This is a genomic window from Nonomuraea sp. NPDC047897, from assembly GCF_043204415.1.
Lineage (GTDB): Bacteria > Actinomycetota > Actinomycetes > Streptosporangiales > Streptosporangiaceae > Nonomuraea.
The window spans coordinates 103,807-125,379 of sequence record NZ_JBIDCC010000007.1 but is presented as its reverse complement, the minus strand read 5'-3'; the positions used below and the strand labels follow the sequence as shown (position 1 = coordinate 125,379).

The 21,573-nt window shown below is 72.6% G+C and carries 16 protein-coding genes; 7 read left to right on the top strand and 9 right to left on the bottom strand.

The window, feature by feature from the left end; genetic code table 11:
• Nucleotides 1-114: 114 nt before the first annotated feature.
• On the bottom strand, nucleotides 115-1,215 hold the full coding sequence (locus ACGF0J_RS17455) for an epoxide hydrolase family protein (protein WP_393146819.1): 1,101 nt from the start codon (nucleotides 1,213-1,215) through the stop codon (nucleotides 115-117).
• Between the two features lie 285 nt (nucleotides 1,216-1,500).
• Here ACGF0J_RS17455 and ACGF0J_RS17450 point away from each other — a divergent pair, with 285 nt between their 5' ends.
• On the top strand, nucleotides 1,501-2,160 hold the full coding sequence (locus ACGF0J_RS17450) for an SAM-dependent methyltransferase (protein WP_393146817.1): 660 nt from the start codon (nucleotides 1,501-1,503) through the stop codon (nucleotides 2,158-2,160).
• A gap of 180 nt (nucleotides 2,161-2,340) precedes the next feature.
• Here the strand turns inward: ACGF0J_RS17450 and ACGF0J_RS17445 are convergent, their stop codons facing one another.
• The 3 genes from ACGF0J_RS17445 to ACGF0J_RS17435 all read right to left on the bottom strand — a co-directional run bounded on the left by ACGF0J_RS17445 (nucleotide 2,341) and on the right by ACGF0J_RS17435 (nucleotide 8,284).
• Nucleotides 2,341-3,882: an alpha/beta fold hydrolase gene (locus ACGF0J_RS17445; RefSeq protein ID WP_393146815.1), complete on the bottom strand. Its 1,542-nt coding sequence runs from the start codon at nucleotides 3,880-3,882 to the stop codon at nucleotides 2,341-2,343.
• Between the two features lie 82 nt (nucleotides 3,883-3,964).
• A complete protein-coding gene (locus tag ACGF0J_RS17440; RefSeq protein WP_393146813.1) occupies nucleotides 3,965-6,178 on the bottom strand; it encodes an ATP-binding cassette domain-containing protein in 2,214 nt (737 codons plus the stop codon).
• 39 nt (nucleotides 6,179-6,217) lie between these two features.
• Nucleotides 6,218-8,284, bottom strand: a complete 2,067-nt coding sequence (locus ACGF0J_RS17435; protein WP_393146811.1) for a prolyl oligopeptidase family serine peptidase — start codon at nucleotides 8,282-8,284, stop codon at nucleotides 6,218-6,220.
• Between the two features lie 45 nt (nucleotides 8,285-8,329).
• Here ACGF0J_RS17435 and mshB point away from each other — a divergent pair, with 45 nt between their 5' ends.
• The 4 genes from mshB to ACGF0J_RS17415 all read left to right on the top strand — a co-directional run bounded on the left by mshB (nucleotide 8,330) and on the right by ACGF0J_RS17415 (nucleotide 11,370).
• Entirely contained in the window at nucleotides 8,330-9,235 is a 906-nt protein-coding gene (gene mshB / locus ACGF0J_RS17430; protein WP_393146809.1) for an N-acetyl-1-D-myo-inositol-2-amino-2-deoxy-alpha-D-glucopyranoside deacetylase, read from the top strand.
• A gap of 11 nt (nucleotides 9,236-9,246) precedes the next feature.
• Nucleotides 9,247-9,705 (top strand): DUF6113 family protein, encoded by a 459-nt coding sequence (locus ACGF0J_RS17425; protein ID WP_393146807.1) that lies wholly within the window; start codon nucleotides 9,247-9,249, stop codon nucleotides 9,703-9,705.
• A gap of 10 nt (nucleotides 9,706-9,715) precedes the next feature.
• A complete protein-coding gene (locus tag ACGF0J_RS17420) occupies nucleotides 9,716-10,216 on the top strand; it encodes a flavin reductase family protein (protein WP_393146805.1) in 501 nt (166 codons plus the stop codon).
• 92 nt (nucleotides 10,217-10,308) lie between these two features.
• Entirely contained in the window at nucleotides 10,309-11,370 is a 1,062-nt protein-coding gene (locus ACGF0J_RS17415) for a hypothetical protein (RefSeq protein ID WP_393146803.1), read from the top strand.
• Between the two features lie 94 nt (nucleotides 11,371-11,464).
• Here ACGF0J_RS17415 and ACGF0J_RS17410 read toward each other — a convergent pair whose 3' ends face one another.
• On the bottom strand, nucleotides 11,465-12,487 hold the full coding sequence (locus tag ACGF0J_RS17410; protein WP_393146801.1) for a hypothetical protein: 1,023 nt from the start codon (nucleotides 12,485-12,487) through the stop codon (nucleotides 11,465-11,467).
• Between the two features lie 75 nt (nucleotides 12,488-12,562).
• On the opposite strand from ACGF0J_RS17410, the gene ACGF0J_RS17405 reads away from it, so the two are divergent.
• Both ACGF0J_RS17405 and ACGF0J_RS17400 read left to right on the top strand, forming a co-directional pair.
• The gene (locus ACGF0J_RS17405; RefSeq protein WP_393146800.1) at nucleotides 12,563-12,976 is read left to right on the top strand and encodes a hypothetical protein; all 414 of its coding nucleotides are present in this window, start codon (nucleotides 12,563-12,565) and stop codon (nucleotides 12,974-12,976) included.
• A 47-nt stretch (nucleotides 12,977-13,023) separates the two neighbouring features.
• Entirely contained in the window at nucleotides 13,024-14,076 is a 1,053-nt protein-coding gene (locus ACGF0J_RS17400; protein WP_393146798.1) for an MBL fold metallo-hydrolase, read from the top strand.
• Here the strand turns inward: ACGF0J_RS17400 and ACGF0J_RS17395 are convergent.
• The 4 genes from ACGF0J_RS17395 to ACGF0J_RS17380 all read right to left on the bottom strand — a co-directional run bounded on the left by ACGF0J_RS17395 (nucleotide 13,968) and on the right by ACGF0J_RS17380 (nucleotide 21,570).
• A complete protein-coding gene (locus ACGF0J_RS17395; protein WP_393147323.1) occupies nucleotides 13,968-16,586 on the bottom strand; it encodes a penicillin acylase family protein in 2,619 nt (872 codons plus the stop codon). The genes ACGF0J_RS17400 and ACGF0J_RS17395 overlap by 109 nt on opposite strands.
• A gap of 156 nt (nucleotides 16,587-16,742) precedes the next feature.
• Nucleotides 16,743-17,819 carry a cysteine--tRNA ligase gene (locus ACGF0J_RS17390; RefSeq protein WP_393146796.1) on the bottom strand — a complete coding sequence of 359 codons (1,077 nt, stop codon included), beginning with the start codon at nucleotides 17,817-17,819 and terminating at the stop codon, nucleotides 16,743-16,745.
• 36 nt (nucleotides 17,820-17,855) lie between these two features.
• A complete protein-coding gene (locus tag ACGF0J_RS17385) occupies nucleotides 17,856-19,700 on the bottom strand; it encodes a sigma factor-like helix-turn-helix DNA-binding protein (protein ID WP_393146794.1) in 1,845 nt (614 codons plus the stop codon).
• Between the two features lie 49 nt (nucleotides 19,701-19,749).
• Nucleotides 19,750-21,570 carry a UvrD-helicase domain-containing protein gene (locus ACGF0J_RS17380; protein ID WP_393146792.1) on the bottom strand — a complete coding sequence of 607 codons (1,821 nt, stop codon included), beginning with the start codon at nucleotides 21,568-21,570 and terminating at the stop codon, nucleotides 19,750-19,752.
• Nucleotides 21,571-21,573: the final 3 nt, after the last annotated feature.

The window sequence follows — 21,573 nt, the reverse complement described above, 5'->3', positions numbered from 1 at the left end:
CGTCGAGATGGCCGCGAGGCGGGGCGAGGGGCGCTTCGGCCACCTTGACGTGCTGATCCACAACGCCGCCGTCACCGGCTCCGGGCAGGTCTCGCCCCAGGATGCCGTGGGGGATCAGGTCAGGCTGTGGAAGAAGGTGCGCAAGTCTTCGGCGAACAGGGTCGGCTCCTCCAGGGCGAAGAAGTGGCCGCCGGTCTGCTGCTGTGACCAGTGGACGATGGCGTGCTCCCGTTCGGCGTACGGCCGGACGCCGTACTCGTGTGAGGCGGCGAGCAGCACGCCCGTCGGCACCGTGCCGCGTGGCTTGGGCACCCACGCCGCCGGGTCGTGGCTCTGCTCGTAGTAGACCTGGGCCGAGGAGCCGGCCGTCCCGGTCAGCCAGTAGAGCGTGACGTTCGCCAGGAAGCGGTCACGGTCGACGGGGCCGCCGGCCCAGCGGTGGAAGATCTCGGAGATCCAGGCGAGCAGCCCGGCGGGCGAGTCCGTCAGGCCGTAGGCGAGCGTCTGCGGCGAACGTGACTGGATCGCGACGTATCCGGCGGTCGCCTCGTCCAGCTCCTGGATCCGCTGCCGTTCCACGTCCGACAGGCGGGCGTCCTCCTCCTCGTCGCCCGCCGGGAACGACAGGATGGCGTTGAGGTGGATGCCCACGACGCGCCCGGCGTCCAGATGGCCCATCTCCGGTGCGACGAACGCGCCGGTGTCTCCGCCCTGGACCCCGTACCGCTCGTACCCGAGCAGCGCCATCAGGCGGACGAACGCGCCGGCGATACGGGCGGCCGTCCAGCCCGGCTCCGCCAGCGGCGCGGAGAACGCGAACCCGGGGATCGAGGGGATCACCAGGTGGAAGTCCTTGCGCAGCGGCTCGACCACGTCCAGGAACTCGAGGAACGAGCCGGGCCAGCCATGCAGCAGCATCAGCGGCAGCGCGTCCGGGTCGGTCGAGCGGATGTGCGCGAAGTGGATGCGCTGGCCGTCGATGACGGTGGTGAACTGGGGCAGCTCGTTGAGCCGCCGCTCCTGCGCCCGCCAGTCGAAGTCCGAGCCCCAGTGGTCGGCCAGCTCCTTGACGTGCGCCACCGGCGTGCCGCGGCTCCAGCCGACGCCCGGCAGCTCGGCCGGCCAGCGGGTGGCGGCCAGCCGGGCGCGCAGGTCGTCGAGCTCGGACTGCGGTACGTCGATGCGGAAGGGAACGGGGGTGGTGTCCTGTGTCATGCCGGGAACCCTAGGAACGATCGGGGTCAACTCTTGTCCGCGAGGGGCGCGTGGAACGGCGAATTTCCTGGTGCCGGGCAGGGGTGTGGAACGGGGAACTGGTCCGTGCCGGGCAGCGGGGTGCGCGGGGTGACGGAAAGGAGTTGCGCGAGGGTGGCGCGGCGGCTTGGGTCGTGTGTCGTGACTGCTCTCGAAGACCTCGTACGGCCCGCACGATATCCACGTTCGTCCACCTATGACCCGGCCTGGTTGCTTCGGCTGGACATGGGCCCTCATCCTCTGTGGTTGCTGGAGAACCTGCTAGGAGATCTTGAACTGCGGCCGGGAATGCGGGTGCTGGACCTCGGCTCTGGGAAGGGGGCCACCTCGGTCTTCCTGGCCAGGGAGTTCGGGGTACGGGTCGTCGCTGCGGACTGGTGGGTGGATCCGGAGGAAGCGGCGGCGGTCTTCGCCGAGGCAGGGGTCGGCGGGCAGGTGGAGGCGGTGCGGGCGGAGGCGCACACGCTGCCCTTCGAGGAGGCGAGCTTCGATGCGATCGTGAGCATTGACGCCTTCGAGTATTTCGGTACGGCCGACAGTTACCTGCCGTATCTGGTGCGGTTTCTGCGGCCGGGTGGACAGCTCGGGATGGCGACGCCCGGGATGACCCGGGAGGTGCGGGACATCGGGGCGATCCCCCCGCATATCAAGAAGGTCGTCGGCTGGGAGGCGATCGCCTGGCACACCGCGCTGTGGTGGCGCTTCCAGTGGGAGATCACGGACCTGGTGACGGTCACCTCGGCGCGGTTGCAGGAGGACGGCTGGTACGACTGGTTGCTGTGGGCCCGGGCGTGCGCCGAACTCTCTCCGGACGGCCCCGGGCCGCACCAGCCGGTGATCGACATGCTGACCGAGGACGGCGGCGAGTTTCTCAGCTTCGCCCTCGTGACGGCTAGGAAGCTCTGACCCGCCGCCGTCGTGGGTGATGCCTCCGGCGACCCGCGCGGCCTGGGTGACGCCCGACGGCCGGTTGGGTGGAGTGATGGTCCCGCGGGGTCTGGGCGGGGGGCCGGTTGGTGGGTGATGGCTCGGAGGACGTATGTGTGGTCGGGTGGCCCTGCAGGCGTGCGCTGAGGGCCGGTCGGGTCAGCAGACGGTACGGGCAGGGGGCAGGGCTAGGTCGGTGAGGTAGCGGTTCATGTGGGCGCGGGCACAGGTGTTGGTGCCGTAGAGGGTGTGGCCGGGGCCCTCGTGACGGATCACGACGCTGCCCGGCACCTGCCGGACCACCCGCTGGACGGCGTCGGACTCGCCCCAGGCGCCTGCGCCGAGCAGCGGGGGCAGGCCCTTGGGCAGCGGGGCGGGCGGGTTGGTCACGGACACTGGCCAGCCGATGCAGCCGAGGGTGCCTGTCGCCAGGGTGTTGGCGGTGCCGGCGTCGGGTGCGGCCCTGCGGGCGCGGGCGATCGTCGCCTCCAGCTCCGAACGGTTGGCCGGGCGCGGCCAGTCGGCGCACTCGGTGACGCCGGTCGACTGGTCGGGGTAGCGGAGGCCGCGGGCCGGGACGAAACCGGAGGCGTCTCCAGCCGACGCCTCGCGGATGTCGGCGGCCAGCTTCGGCCAGGCCTTGACGCCCTGCCGGGCGGCGCTGATGGCGAACGCCTGCAGGTCGCGACCGGTGTAGGCGATGCCGGCCCGCTTGGCCGGGACGGGGTCGCGCTCGGCCCGGGCGACCAGGCGGCGCCACTGGGCACGGGCATCGCGGCACCTGCCGTCACCGGCGCACCAGTCGAAGAACCGGTCGAGGGCCTCCTGGTTGCTCCTGGCCATCGCCACCAGCTCGTCGGAGTAGTCGGCCGTGCTGTGGCTCCAGGTGCCGTCGAGCACCATCGCGCGCACCTGGTCGGGGAAGAGGCGGGCGTAGCTCTGGCCGTAGAAGCCGGCGTAGGAGGCGCCGTAGTAGGAGAGCTTGGCGGCGCCGAGCGCCTTGCGGATGGCTTCCATGTCGCGGGCGTGGTCGGCCGCGCTCATGTGGGCGAACAGCTCGGGGTCCTTGGCCCGGCAGGACTCGGCGTAGCCGCGGTTGGCGTCGGACAGGCGGCCGAAGTCGGCGTCGTCGGCCGGAAAGGCGGGCAGCGGGAGGCGGGTCCAGGTGCAGGGCAGGCCGGTGCTGAGGCCGCCGAACTGCTCGCCGTAGCCGCGGGTGTCCCAGGTGACGATGTCCATGCGCCGCCGGAGGTCGGTCCACCAGCCGTGCGCCGCCGTCTGGGTCATGGCGATGCCGGGGGCGCCCGGGCCGCCGTAGGCGACCAGGAGGGAGCCCTCGGAGGCGCCGGTGGCCGGGAGGCGGCCCACCTTGAGCGTGATCCGCCGACCGTCCGGTTTGTGCCAGTCGACCGGGACCTGCAGGTCGGCGCACTCCATGCCGACCTTGTCGCCGGGGCACGGGCGCCAGTCGAGCGTGCCGGCTCTACGGATGCCTGTCCTGCGAGCGTCAGCTCCGTGCGCGTCAGCCCGGTGCGCCGGCAGGACGAGGGCGGGGGACACGGGCTGGGAGGACACGGGCCGGGAGGACACGGGCCGGGAGGACACGGGCCGGGAGGAGGTGCCCGGCAGGGGCGCGCCCGGACCCGGGACGGGCGCGCCCGCGCTCAGCAGGGACAGCGCGACGGTGATCGAGGTGAGCATGCCGCAACGATCCCCGATGCGACGCCCCCGCCGCGTCAGACCGTGGTCTGGTTCTGACGGAGCAGGATCAGACCACGGGATGTCATCCCGCCACCCGGCGCAGCGCCTCGCCGGTGAGCGACGACGGGTGGGCCAGCAGGTCGGCCGGGGTGCCGGTGAACACCACCTCGCCGCCGTTCTTGCCCCCGTCGGGCCCCATGTCGATGATCCAGTCGGCCCGGCAGATGACGTCGAGGTTGTGCTCGATGACCACCACCGTGTTGCCCTGGTCCACCAGCCGGTCCATCAGGCCGAGCAACGTGTCGACGTCCGACATGTGCAGGCCGGTCGTGGGCTCGTCCAGCACGTACACGCTGCCGGTCCGGTGGAGCTGGGTCGCCAGCTTGAGCCGCTGCCGCTCGCCCCCCGACAGGCTGCTGAGCGACTGCCCCAGGCTCAGGTAGTCGAGCCCGACGTCGTTCAGCGCGCGCAACTTGGTGCGCAGCTGCTTCTCGCTGAAGAACCCGACCGCCTCCTCGGCCGACATCTCCAGCACGTCGGCGATCGACTTGCCGCGCAGCCGGTGGACCAGCACCGACTCCTTGAACCGGCGCCCGTCGCAGGTGTCGCAGTGGGTCGTCACCGGGTCCATGTAGGCCAGCTCGGTGATGATCACGCCGCGGCCCTGGCACTGCTCGCACGCGCCGTCGGAGTTGAAGCTGAACAACCCCGCCGCCACTCCGTTGGCCTTGGCGAACAGCTGCCTGATGCCGTCCATCAACCCCAGGTAGGTCGCCGGGGTGGAGCGGGAGGACGCGCCGATGGCCGACTGGTCGACGAAGATCGCTTCCGGGTACGTCGTCATGAACACCCCGGCGATGAGGCTGCTCTTGCCCGACCCGGCGACGCCCGTGACGGCCGTGAGCACCCCGGTGGGCACGGCCACCGAGACGTTCTTCAGGTTGTGCAGGCCGGCGCCCTCGATCGGCAGCTTGCCCTGCGGCTCCCGCACGTCCCGCTTGATCTCGCCGGACCTGCGCAGTCCCCGTCCGGTCAGCGTGTCGGCCTCGCGCAGCAGTTCGACGGGCCCCTCGAAGACGATCTCGCCGCCGTGGGCGCCCGCGCGCGGGCCGACGTCCACGATGTGGTCGGCGACCTCGATCACGTCGGGGTCGTGCTCCACGACGAGCACGGTGTTGCCGCGGTCGCGCAGGGCGCGCAGCAGGTTGTTCAGCCGGCCGACGTCGCGCGGGTGCAGGCCGGTGCTCGGCTCGTCGAAGACGTACGTGACGCCGACCAGGGTGCTGCCCAGATGCTTGACCAGCTTGAGTCGCTGGCCCTCGCCACCGGACAGCGAGGCGGTCGGCCGTTCCATGCTGAGGTAGCCGAGCCCGATGTCGGCCACCCGCTCCAGCGCCTGGCGGGCCGCGGCCGCGAGGGGCGTGCCGAGCCCGGCGAGCACCTCGATCAGGTCGGTGACCTGCATGCGGGCGTAGTCGGCGATGTTCAGGCCGTCGATGCGGACGGCCAGCGCCTCGGGTCCGAGGCGGGCTCCGTCGCAGGCCGGGCAGACGCCCTCGGTGATGAACGGCCGAGCCGCCTCGCGGGCCTTCTCGCTGGTGTCACGCTTGAGGTTGAGCCGGACGAACCGGTTGACCAGCCCCTCGTACGTCATGTTGAACACGCCGCCCATGGACACCTTGCCGGTGCCGTACAGGAAGGTCTGGAGCTCCTCGTCGGTGTAGTCGCGCACGGGCTTGTCGGGGTCGAGCGCCTCGTACGCGCCGTACATCTGCCAGGAGACGGTGCCGACCTTGTAGCCGGGCAGCAGGATCGCTCCCTCGTTCAGCGACTTGGAGCGGTCGAGCATCCGGTCGACCACCGGCTGCACCGCCCGGCCCAGTCCCTGGCACTCCGGGCACATCCCGCTCGGATCGTTGAACGAGAACAGGTTGACCGGCTTGCCGCCCTCCCGGGCGAACAGCGCTCTGATCATTCCCATGATGTCGGTCATCGTCCCGACGGTGGAGCGGGCGTTGCCGCTGACCGGCTTCTGGTCGACGATGACCGGCGTCGTCAGGTTGTCGACGGCGTCGGCGTGCGGCCGCTCGTACTTGGGCAGCAGGTTGCGGATGAACCAGCTGAACGTCCCGTAGAGCTGCCGCTGCGCCTCCACGGCGACCGTGTCGAACACGATCGAGGACTTGCCGGACCCGGAGACGCCCGTGAACACAGTGATCTTGTTCTTGGGGATCTCCAGCGACACGTCCTTGAGATTGTGCACGCGCGCGCCGACGATGCGGATGTTGTCGTTCACCAAAACCCTTTCCGCTGAAGAGGGCGGGTGAACGGGACGTCACCCGCCCAGAGACCTCTTGAGGAAGTCGACCTGGAGCAGCAACAGGTTCTCCGCCACGACCTCCTGCGGCGTCATGTGGGTGACGCCGGACAGAGGGAGGACGCCGTGCTGGCGGCCGGCCGCGAGAAGCGCGGACGACAGGCGGAGTGAGTGGGCGGCCACGACGTTGTCGTCGGCCAGCCCGTGGATCAGAAGCAATGGGCGCTCCAGCTTAGCGGCGTCGCCGAAGAGCGAAGAATTGTCGTACACGTCCGGCTGTTCGGCGGGGTGGCCAAGGTAGCGCTCGGTGTAGCACGTGTCGTACAGCCGCCAGTCGGTCACCGGGGCGCCCGCGATGGCCGCGTGGAACACGTCCGGCCTGCGCAGCACCGCCAGCGCCGCCAGGAACCCGCCGAACGACCAGCCGCGGATGGCCACCCGCGTCAGGTCGAGGTCGTCGGGATACTGCTCGGCCACACCTTGCAGGGCGTCGATCTGGTCCTCCAGCACGGGCGTCGCCAGGTCGTTGAGCACGGCCCGCTCGAAGGCCGGGCCGCGCCCCGGGGTGCCGCGCCCGTCGGCCACGACCACGGCGAACCCCTGCTCGGCGAACCACTGGCTCTCCAGGTAGCCGCCGCGCCGGTTGAGCACCCGCTGCGCGTGCGGCCCGCCGTACGGGTCCATGAGGACGGGCAGCCGGCCCGAGCCGGGTTCGTACCAGGTGGGCAGCACCACGGCGGTGGCCAGCTCGCGCCGGCCGGAACGGCCGAGCGAGACCCGCAGGTCGAGGCCGGGCCGCTCGGCCCGCGACGGGATCGGGATCGCCATGCCGTCGCGGCGCACCACGGTCGTCGAGACGCCCTCGGCGTCGAGGCTCTGCTCGGTGAGGACGCCGACTCCGCCGGCCATCCGGCCCGAGAACACCCCGGACCGGGTCGAGACGGGCAGCAGCGAGTGGCCGTCCCACGTCCACAGCTGGATCTCGGTCGGGTCGCCGCTCGCGCTGAACAGCACGCTGTCGTGGTCGACGTCGAGCACCGCCCGCACCTGAAGGGTGGGCGGCGTGACCGCACGGTCGCCGACGAACAGCCGCCGGCCGCCGTCGGCCGTGGCGACCCACACCAGCGAGCCGTCGTCCAGGTGGGCCGGAACACCGGTGACCACGTCCACCCAGGCCGGGTCGGTGTCCTCGCGGACCAGCGTGGCGGCGCCGGTCGCCGGGTCCACCGTGAACAGCCGCAGCGTCTTCTGGTCGCGCGGCATGGTCACGATCGACAGCGCGTGGGAGTCCCAGGCGGCCGTCGCCAGGTATTCGTCGTCGTACGGCACCGCGACCCGCGACCCGTCGAGGCCGAGCACGAACAGCTCGGTGCGCGCGTTGGGCGTGCCGGCCGCGGGATAGCGCTGGGCCGTCGCGGGCCGGTCGGGGTTGGCCGGGTCGGCGATGTGCCACACCTGCACCGGCGCCTCGTCCACCCGCTCGGCCAGCAGCGCGTCGCCGGCCGGCGACCACCAGTGGCCGCGCATCCGGTCCATCTCCTCGGCCGCGATGAACTCCGCCAGCCCGTAGGTGACCGTCGGCGCCTCGGGCTCGGCCAGCGCGCGGTCGTCGCCCGAGGTGAGGTCCTGCACGCGCAGCGCTCCTCCGGCGACGTAGGCGACGTGCCGCCCGTCGGGTGACAGGCGCGGGTCGATCACCGCGCCCGGCACGTCGAGCCGCCGGGTCCGGCCGCCGGCCAGCTCGGTCACGTACAGGCCGCCCGAAAGGGCGAACACGGCCGTGGTCACCCCGGCGTCGGTGCTGTAGGCCACCACGCCGCCCGCCTGCTCGCGGCTGCGCTCGCGCCTGGCCCGCTCCTCGGGCGGCAGGTCGTCGCCGTCGGCGTCGAGCGCCCGCGGGTCGACCACGAGGCGTTCGACGTGCGTCTCGGTGTCGAGCTCCCACAGGCAGGTGACCGGGTCGGTGCCGGAGCCGGTGCGCAGGAACACCACCCTGCCGCCGTCGGGGGAGATCGTGAACCCCCGGGGAACCCCGAGGGTGAACCGGCGGGTCCGGGCCGACAGACGCGGGAAGCTCTCACTCATGGGCCCAATCCTGCCAGGATCCAGCGGCGGGCTACGCTCTGAGTCATGACCGACCGACGGCTGCTGCTCGTGCACGCCCATCCCGACGACGAGTCGATCGGCACCGGCGCGACCATGGCCAAGTACGCGGCCGAGGGCGCCCACGTCACGCTCGTGACCTGCACGCTGGGCGAGGAGGGGGAGGTCATCCCCGAGCGGCTCGCCCACCTGGCCGCCGACCGCGACGACGTCCTCGGCCCGCACCGCGTCGCCGAGCTGGCCGCCGCCTGCCGGGCGCTGGGCGTGGAGGACCACCGGTTCCTGGGCGGTCATGGCCGGTGGCGCGACTCGGGGATGATGGGCGCCGCCACCAACGAGCGGCCGGACGCCTTCTGGCAGGCCGATCCCGACGAGGCCGCGGGCGCGCTGGTCGAGGTCATCCGTGAGGTGCGGCCCCAGGTGCTCGTCACGTACGACGCCAACGGCTTCTACGGCCACCCCGACCACATCCAGGCGCACCGCGTGTCGTGGCGGGCGTTCCGGCTGGCGGCCGACCCGGCGTTCGGTGCCGGCGATCCCTGGCAGATCGCCAAGCTCTACCACACGGCCATCCCGCGGTCCGTGCTGCGCCGCAGCGAGGAGGCGCTGCGCTCGGCCGACACCGGGTTCGTCGTCGAGAGCGTGGACGACATGCCGTTCGGCAGCCCCGACGAGGAGATCACCACCGAGATCGACGCCCGGCCCTGGGTGCGGGCCAAGCTCGACGCCATGCGCGCGCACGCCACCCAGATCACCGTGCGTGAGCCGTGGTTCGCCCTGTCCAACGACATCGGCCAGGAGGCGCTGGGCGTGGAGCACTACATCTTGGCCAGCGGGGTGCCCGGCCCGGTCGCGCCGGGAGCGCCGGTCGAGGCGGGCGGGCTCGGGGAGCCGCACAAGCGCGAGAGCGACCTGTTCGCCGGGATCCACTAACCTCGTCAATCATGGAAGACCCCTCGCGTTCGGCCGTCTCGCCCCCTGACGCCGAGCCGCGCGGACAGGGTGCCTCGGCGCTGGGCGGGGCCGCCTACGGCATGCTCTTCATGCTGGGGGTGGTCATGGGGATCGTGGGCGGGTTCACGCAGGCGGCGTGGGACGTCGGGCCCGTCCCCGCCTCGGCGGTCGCCTGGGTGGTCGCGCTGTTCGCCGTCTGTCTCGGAGCCGGCAGGCTGATGCGGGCCAAGGCCGGCGCGGCGGCGGCGGCGGCCGGCTGGCTGCTGGTGTCGATGCCGTTCTCGCTGGAGCTCTCCCAGGGCGACCTGGTGATCGCGAGCGGCGCCGCGGGCTACGTCTACCTCTACGGCGGGATGGTCGCGCTGGTCGCGGCGTTCCTCATGGCGCCTTCGGCGCCGTCCGGCGGATCTTGGCTCCTGCACGGCCAGCAGCCGCCGAACCCGACGTAGAGTACATTCCGTGCACCATGCTTCCGTAAAGCGGCACATGGACGAGCGGGCCTACCGCAAAGTCGTCGGCAAGTTCGCCACCGGGGTGGTCGTCGTCACCACGAGGCTCGACGGCGTCGACCACGCCATGACGGTCAACTCCTTCACGTCGGTGTCGCTGGATCCGCTGCTGGTGCTGTTCTGCGCGGAGAAGCTGGCGAGGTTCCACGCCGCCGTGCTGGAGTCGGGCGTCTGGGGCGTGTCGGTGCTGCCGGCGTCGATGCAGGACGCCTCGCGCTTCTTCGCCCACCGGGGCAGGCCACTGGACGGGCAGCTCGCGTCCTGGCCGCACCACCGGTCGCCGGCGGGGGTGGCGCTGTTCGACGGGGCGATCGCGACGCTGGAGGCGAGCACGTCGGCGGTCCACGACGGGGGCGACCACTCGATCGTCGTCGGCGCGGTCACCGCCCTCGGCACCCCGTCGGACGGGGCTCCCCTGCTGTACTACGACAGCTCGTACGGGACTCTCTGAGCGGTCCCGGCACCGGAACTGTCGGTGCCGGGTCGTACCGTCCTCGCATCGACCTTCAGGGCCATGAACCTCGTTCCACCGATAGGAAGACGATGCCGGACTTCGAGGAGTTCGAAACCATGATCGGGCGGGCGTCCGCCGCCCGCCGCCCGGCCGAGCTCGCCGATGACCTGCTGACGTGGGCCACCGGCGTCCTGGACATCTGGATACGGCCCTGGCGGGAGGCCTTCGACTTCCTGCGGAGGCTGCCGGCCGACGAGCGACGGCTGCTGGCGGAAGCCCTGGCCGACCGATACCACTCCGCCGCCGGCGACTCTCCCGATCGTCTGAACGCGCTGACCTTCCTGGGCGTCATCTCCCACGGCCTGCCCGAGGACGGGCTCTCCGGCGAACGGCTCAGCAAGCTGGAGGTCCTGACCGGGCAGTACTCCTTCGGGTACGGCATGCGGTTCGTGAGCTTCGCCGAGGCCGAGCTCGCAGCCGGGCGGCAACTGCCTCCCGCGGTGGCCGCCGCGTTCCGGCGGACAGCCCTGGACCGCTTCTCGGACCCCGACGTGTCCGCCGTGGCGGGACAGCTCACCGAGCCGGTGCTCAACGTGGGGGAGGAGTGGGCGGAGCGGGCGCTCGCCGAGCTCTCGGGGCTCGCCGCCCCCTGGCGCCCTCTGCTGGCGCATGCGACGACCGCCACCGCCGCCAAGCCCTCCGCCAGGTGGGAGAGGGCGGGCCGGAAGCTGCTCGACGAGACGGGGGCCGACACGGTGCGGACGATCGTGCTGCCGTGGCTCGGCCTGGTCGGCCGTTCGCGGACCCTGCCCTTCACGAAGGGCCCGAACGCGCTCGACCCCAACCCTGCTGACCACACCTATGCCTACGACCCCTTCAATGCCAACGCTCTGCGTGGGATCGCCTGGCTGCTGTCGTTCCTGCCCCCGCACCCCGACGTCGCCCCGGCCCTCGGCGCGCTCGTCGAGACCTCGCTGCGCACGGTTCCCGGGCTCGGGCCGCGCAACCCCAAGGTCGCCAACGCGGGCGTGCTCGCCCTTTCCCGGATCGACCACCACACGGCCGTGGACGAGCTGTCGCGGCTGGCCGCCGTGGTGACCCACAGGGGCATCCTCAAGATGATCAACACCGCTCAGGTCTGTGCGCCGTGACACCTCGTACGGTCACCCGACGGGGCGGACACGGAGCCGGGGCGGTGGTCGTGTCCGGGACCGGCGGGGTCCCGTCGCCGGTCCCGGACACGCGTCACTGCTCGGCCGGCGGCTCCGGAATCGGCGTCTCGCCGGGCTGGACCGTGGCCGGCGGGCTCACCGGGGGCTCGGGAAGGTCCGAGGGCGGCGCGTCGCCTGTGGGCGGCGGGCAGAACGGGACCTCCGACGGCGCCGGCGCAGGGGAGTCCGTCGGCGTCGTGACCGGGGGAGGGACGACCGTGAGCGTGGGCGTGGAGGTCGGGGGCGCGGGATTCGGGGTGCCGTCCGGCGGCGTCTGGTCCAGCGGGATCTCGGGCGTCGCCGGCGGGGTCGCCGAGGTGACCGCCCCGGGGGCAGTGACGTCCGCGGCGACGGGGGTGCCCGGCGGGGCAGGCGTGTCCGAAGGGACGGAGGTGTCGGAGGGGGCGGGCTCCGGCGTCAGCGGCGGGAGCGGCTGACAGGTGACGGTCGCCGTGGCGGTGACCGTCGCGGCCGGGGCCGCCGGCGCAGTGATCGTGACTGTGGCCTCGTGCGTCACCGTGGCCTGCTGGGTGACCGTGGCGGTGACCGTGGCGGGGTCGGCCGGCGCGGGGGTCGCGGTGACGGTGACCGTCGGGGCGGTGGCCTTGGGCGTGGCCGTCACGGTGCGGGTCGGCCACGGCAGGACTTTGGCGGTGACCTTGAGCTTGCCGCGCGTCCGGTACGTGCCCTTGCCGAGCTTCTTGGTGGCCTGCCCCGCGCCCGTGGTGACGGGGATCTGCGTGGTGGCCGTCTTGCAGGACCTGCCCTTGCACACCCGCTGCTTGACGGTGAAGCGCGCCGCGCCGTCGTAGGCGACGGAGACGTTCAGGTGCGAGACGCCGCCCTTCTTGACGACCTTCGCCTTGGCGGTGTACTTCCCGAGCTTGGGGGTCGGTGTCGAACGGGGGGAGGGGGTGGCGGTGCCGGCCACCACGACCTTGAGAGGAGGGTCGGTCAGACCTAATGGATCCGCCGTCGACGTCTGGGTGATCGCGACTCCGCCGACGCCTGCGAGGGCCATGGCGCCGACGAGCGCGCCCAGAGTGATGAGTCTCATAATCCTGCTCTTTTTGGAGATTTCAGGACGACGATCATTATTCCGAGTTGTCAAGATTGGTCAAGGCTGAGACGCATGGACGGTAGGTACCGGTTCCGGAAGGTGGCGAACTACCTCAACCTCGCCACGCCCCTGGGACTGCTGATCTCCGTGGTCGGCGGCGCCACCCGGCGACCGGGGCCCGACGGCCTCGTGCTCGCCTACGGCTACCGCTACCGCTTCCCCGTGGCGGGCGCCTTCACCGTCGGCAACGTCGTCCTCACCAGGGCCGACGCCCTCGATGAGCGGCTCATCCGGCACGAGGCCAGGCACGCCACCCAGTGGGCGTGGTGCGCCGGCCTGCCCATGCTGCCGCTCTACCTGCTGTCCATGCTCGTTTCGGTGCTGCTGTGCGGGCATCAGGCGTCGTACAACGTCTTCGAACGCCTGGCGGGGCTCGACGACGGCGGCTACCCCCGCGCCCCGCTGCGGTGGCGTCGGCGCAGGTAGCCGGGCACGTGCGTGACTGATCCGTCACGCAGGGCAGAGAAGCGTTCATGACGCACGAGACTCTCCCCCAGCCTCGCCGGCCCCGTGACTTCAAGGACCGGCTCACCGCGCCCCTGCCGGAGTTCCGCGAGCTGTTCCACGTCACCTGGTACGGAGGTCTGCGCTCCGGCGTCGGGGACGCCGACCAGATCCCGGTGCGGCGCGGCGGTGGGCTGCCGCGCCCGCCCACCGGCGAGACCATGGTGACCTGGGTCGGCCACTCCACGTTCGTGCTGCGGGTGAACGGCTTGACCATCCTGACGGACCCCGTCTGGTCGCGGCGCATTCCCGGCGTGCGGCCCCGCCTGACGCCGCCCGGCGTGGCCTGGAGCGATCTGCCCCGGATCGACGCCGTCGTCATCAGCCACAACCACTACGACCACCTGGACGCCCCCACCATCCGCAGGCTGCCCAGGGACACCCCGATCCTCGTGCCCGCACGGCTGAGGCGATGGTTCACCCGGCGCGGCTTCACCGAGGTCACCGAACTGGACTGGTGGGAGACGGCCTCGGTCGGCGGCGTAACGTTCGACTTCGTGCCGGCGCACCACTGGAGCAAGCGGACCCCCTGGGACACCTGCAAGACCCTCTGGGGCGGCTGGGTGATCGGCCGCTCGGTCTACTTCGCCGGCGACACCGGGTACGGCCCGCGGCTGGCCGAGATCGGCGAACGCTTCCCCGGTCTCGACCTTTCGCTCATGCCGGTCGGCGGGTACGAGCCGCACTGGGCCACCAAGGCGGCGCACGTCAACCCGGCCGAAGCCGTCCGGGGCCACCTGGACGTGGGCGCCCGGCGGATGGCCACCATGCACTGGGGGACCTTCGTGCTGTCCGGCGAGCCGCTGCTCACACCCGTACGGCAGGCACGGGAGGAGTGGGCGGCCCGGGGGCTGCCCCGCGAGGACCTGTGGGACCTGGCGGTCGGCGAGTCGAGGTCGTTCGCGCCGGCCGGTCAGGGGCGCAGGCGCAAGGTGTGCACGGCGGCCGCCTTGACCGATTCGGGCCTGGAACGCATCGGCAGCAGCTCGCCCCTGGCCCACGGCTCCGCCTGGTCCCAGTAATTGGCGTGGAACGCGTGCCCGGACGCCCCGGTCAGGTTGATCCAGCCGGACTTGTCCAGGTCGCCCAGGTCCACGACCATCCGCATCGACGGCACGGCCGTCACCTCGTACCCGGCCTGCACGTTCCAGCCGGTCGCGTTGACCGCGTCCTTCCCGCCGGGCACGGACAGCGGCCCGCGGTTGAACAGCGCCTCGATCGGCCCGATGCCCGACGTGCCGAGCGTGGCATGGGTGAGCGTGAGCCGGTGCAGGTCGCCCCAGCGCCAGGCCCCGACCTCGTCGCCGAGCAGCGCCGACAGCTCCTGGTAGGCGTCGGCCATCGCCTGGCGGAGGATGTCGTCGCGCCTCTCCGTCACGTTCCCGGTCCTGGTGTCGTCCCAGAACGGGTCGTCGGGCCGGTCGAGCAGCCGCCTGACCACCTCGTACCATCGGTCGCCGCCGCTCGCCCTCGCCCCCTCGGGCAGGTCGTCGTCGAAGGTCGCCTTGAGCAGGTGCCGCCACACCGCGTTGAAGTAGGCCGCCGGGGCGGAGCCGGTGTCCTGCGCGCCGTCCCAGCCCTTGAGCAGGTCCCTGGCCCGCACGCTCGGGCCCGCCAGCGTCACCTTCATCAGCGCGGGCACCAGGGTGTCGGCCAGGCCGTTGCGCGTGTCCTGCTGGAGGCGGCCCATCACCGCCGCGTCCACCTTGTCCTTGTCGATCTCCTGCCGCAGCCGATCGACGATGCGCTGCGAGCGGTACCCGTACGACCAGTCCTTCGTCAGCAGCGGCGGGTAGCGCCTGGGGTCGATCACGGCGTTGTTGGCCGTGACGATGAAGCCGTCGGGCGGGTTCCGCACGGAGGGGAGCTGGTCGTAGGGGATGGGGGCGGTGTTCCACTCGTACTCGCCCGTCCAGCCGGGCACCGGCCAGGCGCCGTCGCCCTTCTCGCGGATGGGGATGCGGCCGGGCGCCTGGTAGCCGATGTTGCCCTCGGTGTCGGCGTAGACGAGGTTCTGCGCGGGCACCTCGAACAGCGCGGCCGCGGCCCGGAACTCGTGCCAGTCCCTCGCCCCGTTCATCGCGAAGATCGCGTCGGCGGTCCTGCCGGGCGTCAGCGCGGTCCACTGCAGCGCCACGGCGTTCGCGCCGCCGCTGGGCCGGACGCCGCCCAGCACCTCGTTGATCAGCGGGCCGTGCCGGGTGCTCCTGACCTTGAGCGTGACGGTGCCGCCGCCCGCCACCTTGATCTTCTCCTCCCGGGTCTCCAGCTTGAGCCGGTCGCCCTTGTACAGGTACGTCTCGCCCTCGACCCGCTCCAGGAAGAGGTCGGCCACGTCGGGCCCGAGGTTGGTGAACCCCCAGGCGATCTTGTCGGTGTGCCCGATGACGACGCCGGGGACCCCGGCGAAGGTGAACCCCGTCACGTCGTAGGAGCACTGCTCGGTCAGCTTGCGGCAGTGCAGCCCCGCCTGGTACCAGACGGCCGGCATCGAGGCCGACAGGTGGGGGTCGTTGGCCAGCAGCGGCTTGCCGCTCCTGGTGTGCTCGCCGGAGACGACCCACGAGTTCGAGCCGACGCCGGCGCGGTCGGCGGTGCTCATCGTGCCGGGCAGCGCGTCGAGCGTCCTGGCCGCCTGGGCCAGCGCGTCGGTGCCCCCGCGCACCACCCGGGCCGGCCCGTTCCCGCCGGCGCCCTGCCGGGGCCTGGCCGTGTCGAGCCGGCCACGGTTCTGGTCCTGTGCCTGGTCCTGTGTCCGGTCCTGGGGGGCCGTCTCCGGTCGCGCCTCCTGCCGCCTGGGGGCGGCCCGCTGGTCGAACCGGTCCCGCGCGATCGTGCCCTGGGTGACGATCGGGGCGTGCTCGTCGTACGGGTAGCCGGGGTAGAGCTGCTCGACCCGCTCGCGGGGCAGTTCGGCGGCGATCAGCGCGCGGTCGATCTCGTCCTCGACGTTGGAACGCAGGTCCCACGCCATGGCCTTGAGCCAGGCGACGGAGTCGAGCGCGGTCCACGGTTCGGGCGTGTAGCCGCCGTTCTGGACCTTGAGCACGGAGTATTCGAGGCTCCGGTCCGAGGCGTTGGGGTTGGCCCGGAGCCAGGCGTTCACGCCCTTGGCGTACGAGTCGAGGTGGCGGCGGGTGCGGTCGGCCAGCTCGGGCAGCTCCTGCTCGGCCACCCGGCGCCAGCCCATGGTCCTGATGGCCTTGTCGTTGTCGAGCGTCGCCTTGCCGAACAGCTCGGACAGCCGGCCGGCGGTGACGTGCCGCCGGAAGTCCATCTCCCAGAACCGGTCCTGGGCGTGCACGAACCCCTGGGCCACGAACAGGTCCTCGGCCGTGTCCGCGTAGATATGCGGGATTCCTGATCTATCCCGATAAATCTCCACATTGCCGGTTAAGCCGGGCAGCCGGATCGCCCCGTCCACCTGCGGGAACGACTTGCGCACCGTGTAGGCGACCACGCCGCCGAGGACCAACGCGAGAGCGAGGAGCACGGTCAACACCCGAGCCGGCCAACGCAACAGCGACGGCATCCACGCGTACGGCCTCAACCTCACGAATACCTCCCATCTCGCGCGCCGGACCATAAGTCTGACAGCCCGTGATCACTGCTCCGGCCCTCCGCTCACGGTCCTCCTGTCACGGCACGGAGCACCATCTGGCGGCCGGAGGGAGGCTGGGAAGGGAGGTCAGGGAACGGGGACGGGGGTGCGGCCTATCTCCGTGGACAGGTCGAGGGCGAGCACCTGGTCCAGGTGCAGGAACGACTCGAACTTCGCCCCCGCCGGCACCGAGTCGTCGCCTTCGAGGTCGCGCAGCGCCCCGAGGGCCGCCGGCGTGTCGAGGTCGCCGTCCAGGGCCGCCTCGACGCACCGCACGTGTCCGGACGCCAGGGGCGCGCTGGGCGACTCCGCCCACCCGGCCACCCGCGCCCGCCAGTGCCGCACGGTGCGGTCGGCGTCCCGCAGCAGGTCCCAGGTGAGGCGGACCGGCTCCCGGTAGTGGTGCTCCAGGTAGGCCAGCCGCACGGCGAGCGGATCGAGCCCCGCCTCGGTCACCTGCCGCAGCGACAACGCGGCACCGTCGAACCGGACCGGCCCGCACCCCACCACGTGTCCGGCGGCGAGCAGCGGCTCGCCGCGCTGTGGCGGGGTGTCGGCGCCCGCCACGAGCACGTCCACCCGAGGGCCGAGCGACCGTCTGGCCGCGGCCTGACAGCGCACGCCGGGGGCGGGCACGCCGCGTCCCCAGGGCGAGTCCCACGCCGGCTCCTCGCCGGACGCCGCCGCCCACAACACCCGCCCGTCGTCAGCGGCGGAAGACGCCGCGAAGGTCGCCGCGCCGGCGCCGGAGGCCGCCGGGGAGGCCGCCGGCGCCGGGGCGGCGCCGAGCAGGACCGAGCCGTCGGCCACCGCGTGCGCCCGGCCCCGCTCGACCAGCCCGGCGATCAGCTCGACCGCCGTCTCGGCCGTCTCGTCCGCGGGGGGCTCGTGCTCCGGCGGACGCAGGTTCAGCGCCCCCGCCACCTCCCGGAAGGCCTCCGAGACGGCGGGGTCACCGCCCGGAAGCGGACCCCGGCAGGCCACCACCCGCACCCGCCGGCTCTCCAGCAGCCTGCGGATCACGTCGGACAGCACGTGGGGACGCAGGTCGCCGAGATGTCCCGGGAGCTCGGCGGAGACGGGGGCGCAGGTGTGCAGCCGCACGGCCCTGCCGGGCGCGAGCTCCCCGGTGCGGCCGGTCAGCGCGTCGTGGATCCGCAACATCCTCCGAGCCTAACCAGCCCGGCGCCGCTCAACCGCTCAGCCGCCCAGGAAGCCCAGGATGTCCCGGTCGCCCCGCTCGCGCAGCCTGGCCAGCACCTCGTCGCGCGTGGCGGTGTCGGGCAGCCCGATGCGGGCCCCGATCAGCCGCAGCCCCTCCAGCTCGGAGTTCACCGGAGCGGTGTAGCCGATCAGGTAGAGGGCCCGGTTCAGCGGCGGCAGGCTGACGGGCGCGGCCGGCAGGTAGCGCGTCAGCAGTTCGCCGCCGTCGGACACGGTGAGGAACACGTGGTCGCCCTCGCTCGCCTTGAAGTCGGCCAGCACGTTGCGGATCGACCCCATGGTGGGCTGGTTGTGCCAGCTGATCACCACGTCGCCCGAGGGCGTGGACGCGGTGAGCTGACCACCCGGCGCCATCCCCAGGTAGGCGGCGAACCCGGTGGGCAGCGGCGACCCCGATCCCCGCAGGTGCTCGGCGTTGACGTCCACCCGGTGCCACCACCGGCCGTCCCGGCTGCGGAAGCTGCGCCGCGTCTCCGACACGTCCCTGCGCGGCTGGTACGGCTCCGCCTCGCCGCCGGGGGAGGTGCCCGCCACCCGGATCCACCCCCGCTGGGTCCGTTCGAACCCGGGCCCCCCGGCGTACGCGCGCACCGAGCTCTCGCTGACGTCGTAGCGGGAGGTGAGGTTCGTCACGATCGTGCTGACCGACGCCTCCCCGCCGGCCCGCTCGATCTCCCTGGCGATCATCTCCCTGATGCCCAGGTACTCGTCGCCGCCCCACCGGGTCAGCCCGTACTTGTTGCGGTCCACCCGGCGGAACCGGTCGTCGGCGGTGAGCTGGTTGCGGATGCCGACAAGGCTGTAGTCCTCGCCGATGCGGTCCTGGATCTCCTCCGGCGACAGCGGCTGCCCGGACACCAGCAGCACCGCCTCGGTCTTCTCGTTGATGCTGCGCGGCCACGGCACCACGTGCTCGTCGAGCACCCGGATCTGGGGGACCGAGGCGATCCACCGCTCGGCCACGTCCTCGCGGACGCCGAGCTGGCTGACCATGGCGACGGCCTCGGCGAGCGGCCGGGGGCCGTCGGCGAAGAGCTGGCGCGTCTTCTCCCGCAGTTCGTCGGCCCCGCCGGCGATCAGCCAGCCGTCGGCCTGCTCGTAGCCGGTCAGCAGCGTGCGGACGAACCGCCAGATGGGGATGCCCAGCGTGCGCAGCTCCACGCGGTGCCAGGGCACGGCCGCGGCCAGGTCGTCGGCGGGCACGGCCGAGCCGAGCCGGCCGCGCAGCCAGGCGACGTGCGCGACGAGCGGGACCGCCTCCGGCCCGCCCAGCCAGTTGTCCACGTGTTCGCGCAGGTCGCGCTCGATCTGCCGGATGCGCTCCCGGGTGACCGAGAACCGCTGCGCCAGCTCGTCCAGCGTGGCGCGCCGCCCCGCGTACAGACGGTCGCGGGCGATGGCCCGCTGCCGGTCGTCCATCGCCGCGAACAGGGCGTCGATCAGCTCGGGCAGCGGCCGGTCCGGGCGCGCGGGCGCCGCCGGCATGTCCGCCGCGGGCTCCAGCAGCCGCTCGAACACCCCGCTGAACAGTTTCTGCACCACGTCCTTGCCCAGCGACTCCGGCGTCCGCTCGGCCTCGGCGGGGTCGGAGAAACGCAGCAGCGGCAGGATGTCGCCGAGCAGCAGGTGACCCCAGCAGGCCACCGCGAGGTCGGCGAGGTGTCCCGCCACGGTCTGCGTGCCGACGATGGCACACGCGCGGTCGAGCGGGATCGCCTGCCACCAGGCATCCGGCAACTCGGGCTCTTCCACGAGGGGCACGACCTGACCCGGTGGGGTCCAGCGCATCGGTGGCGCCAGGTCGCTCAGGCTGAGGTTCATTGGAGTCCAACCGGCAATGGGATAGATATCCGCAGTTCAGACTATGTGATCAGAACGACAGAAAGGGGCTTCCTCTTCCTGAATGGGATAGATAAAGCATCGAACGGGCCCGGGTGCAGGCCACGTACAGCATGCCGCGTTCGCGTTGCAGCGCTCGCGCACGGGCGCCGGGATCATCGGGCGTCGGCTCGGGCACGACGCCCTCCGACACCCCGATGAGCGCCACGCGCTCGAATTCGAGCCCCTTCAGGTTCGCGAACGTCGACACCCGCACCTCCGATTCGCCCAGCGCCTGACGCGCGGCCCGCACCAGCCGCGGCGTGCGGGCGCCCACGGCGATCTCGGCGGCGGGCACGCCCTCCGCCAGCCACGCCCGGACCGTGGCGGCCAGGCCGGCCAGCTCCGACTCCGGAGAGTCGTAACCCCGCACCACCGGCCGCTCGCCGTGCCGCACGGCCCGCAGCCCGTGCAGCTCGGAAGCGCCCCTGACCAGCCCGTCCACCGGGCCGCCGCCGCGCAGCCGGACGGCGAAGGAGAGCACCTCGGCCGGCAGCCGGTGCGACACCCGCAGCGTGTGCTGCGCGACGGGGATGCCGAGCGCGCCGAGCGCCACCCGCGTGTCGGTGACCCGCTGGTGCGGGTCGCCGACCACGAACAGGTCGTCGTGCGCGTGCGGCGCCGCCGCCCGCAGCAGCCGCCACTGCGCCGGGCTGACGTCCTGCGCCTCGTCCACCACGATGTGCCGGTACGGCTTGCGCCGCGGATCGACGTCGTCCAGCAGGTCGCCCGTCGCCCTCGACAGCAGCCGCAGCGCCTCGTCGGTCAGCTCGGCCAGGGTGCGCGCCCCCGGCCCGACCAGGGTGGGGCGGCGGCCCTCCTGGTGGGCCACGATGCGCAGCGCGAGCCGTTCGCAGTTGTCCACCTCGACCCGCTTGCGGGTCGCCTCGTCCGGGATGAGCGTGTCGAGCCGGGCCGACAGGTCCTCGCCCAGGCTCTGCGAGAACGTCACGAGCAGCACCGGCCCCCTGCCGTGCGCGGCCAGGTGGGCGGCCCGGTGCAGGGCGACCAGCGTCTTGCCGGTGCCCGCGCCGCCGACCACCAGCACCGGGTGGTCGTAGCGGGCGGCCCTGGCCAGCCGGTGCTGCGTGGGGGACAGGAACGTGCACCAGCGCGGCATGCCCAGCACCCGGTCCAGCTCGACCTTGTCGGCGACGAACGCCGCCCGGTCCGGGCTGCGCAGCAGCGCCGCGTGCAGGTCGTCGGTGTCGACCGGGCCCGGGTCCTCGTCGGTGGCGCGGCAGCTCTCCAGCTCGCGCCACGCGTCGTGCAGGGAGCCGCCGCGGGCCAGCACCGCGAGCGGGGTGTGCTGGGTGGGCGGCAGGAGCGGGGCGAGAGCCGCCACGTCGGCCTCGGTGGTGATGAGCCGGACCAGCCGCAGCGCCCGCACGTCGATGCCCAGCGCCAGCAGATCACCGTCACAGACGGGGTCGAACAGCCGCGAGGCGCCCGCCGACCGGCGCAGCGCGGGCTCGACCCGTTCGAGGGCCTCGGCGTCCCACTCCTCGACCACGCCGATCACGGGATTGACGCCGTAGCGATGCCGGCGGGCGTGCGCCCAGGCCTGCGCGTCGGGCAGCACCGTGCGCAGCCAGTAGACGTCGCGCTGGCGCACCACGACGCCGCGATGGCCGGCGGCCAGCCGTAAGGTCGCGACCCGCGCGTCCCTGGCGCCCCGCACCCGTTCGGGATGGGGGGCGCCCGCCACGTGCAGCAGGAAACGGCGCAGCGCGACAACGGCGTCCCTGCGCACCGGCTGGTCCAGTGCGCGGAGCCCCTCGGGGAGCTCGGGGCCGATCGCGAGCCGCGGCACGGC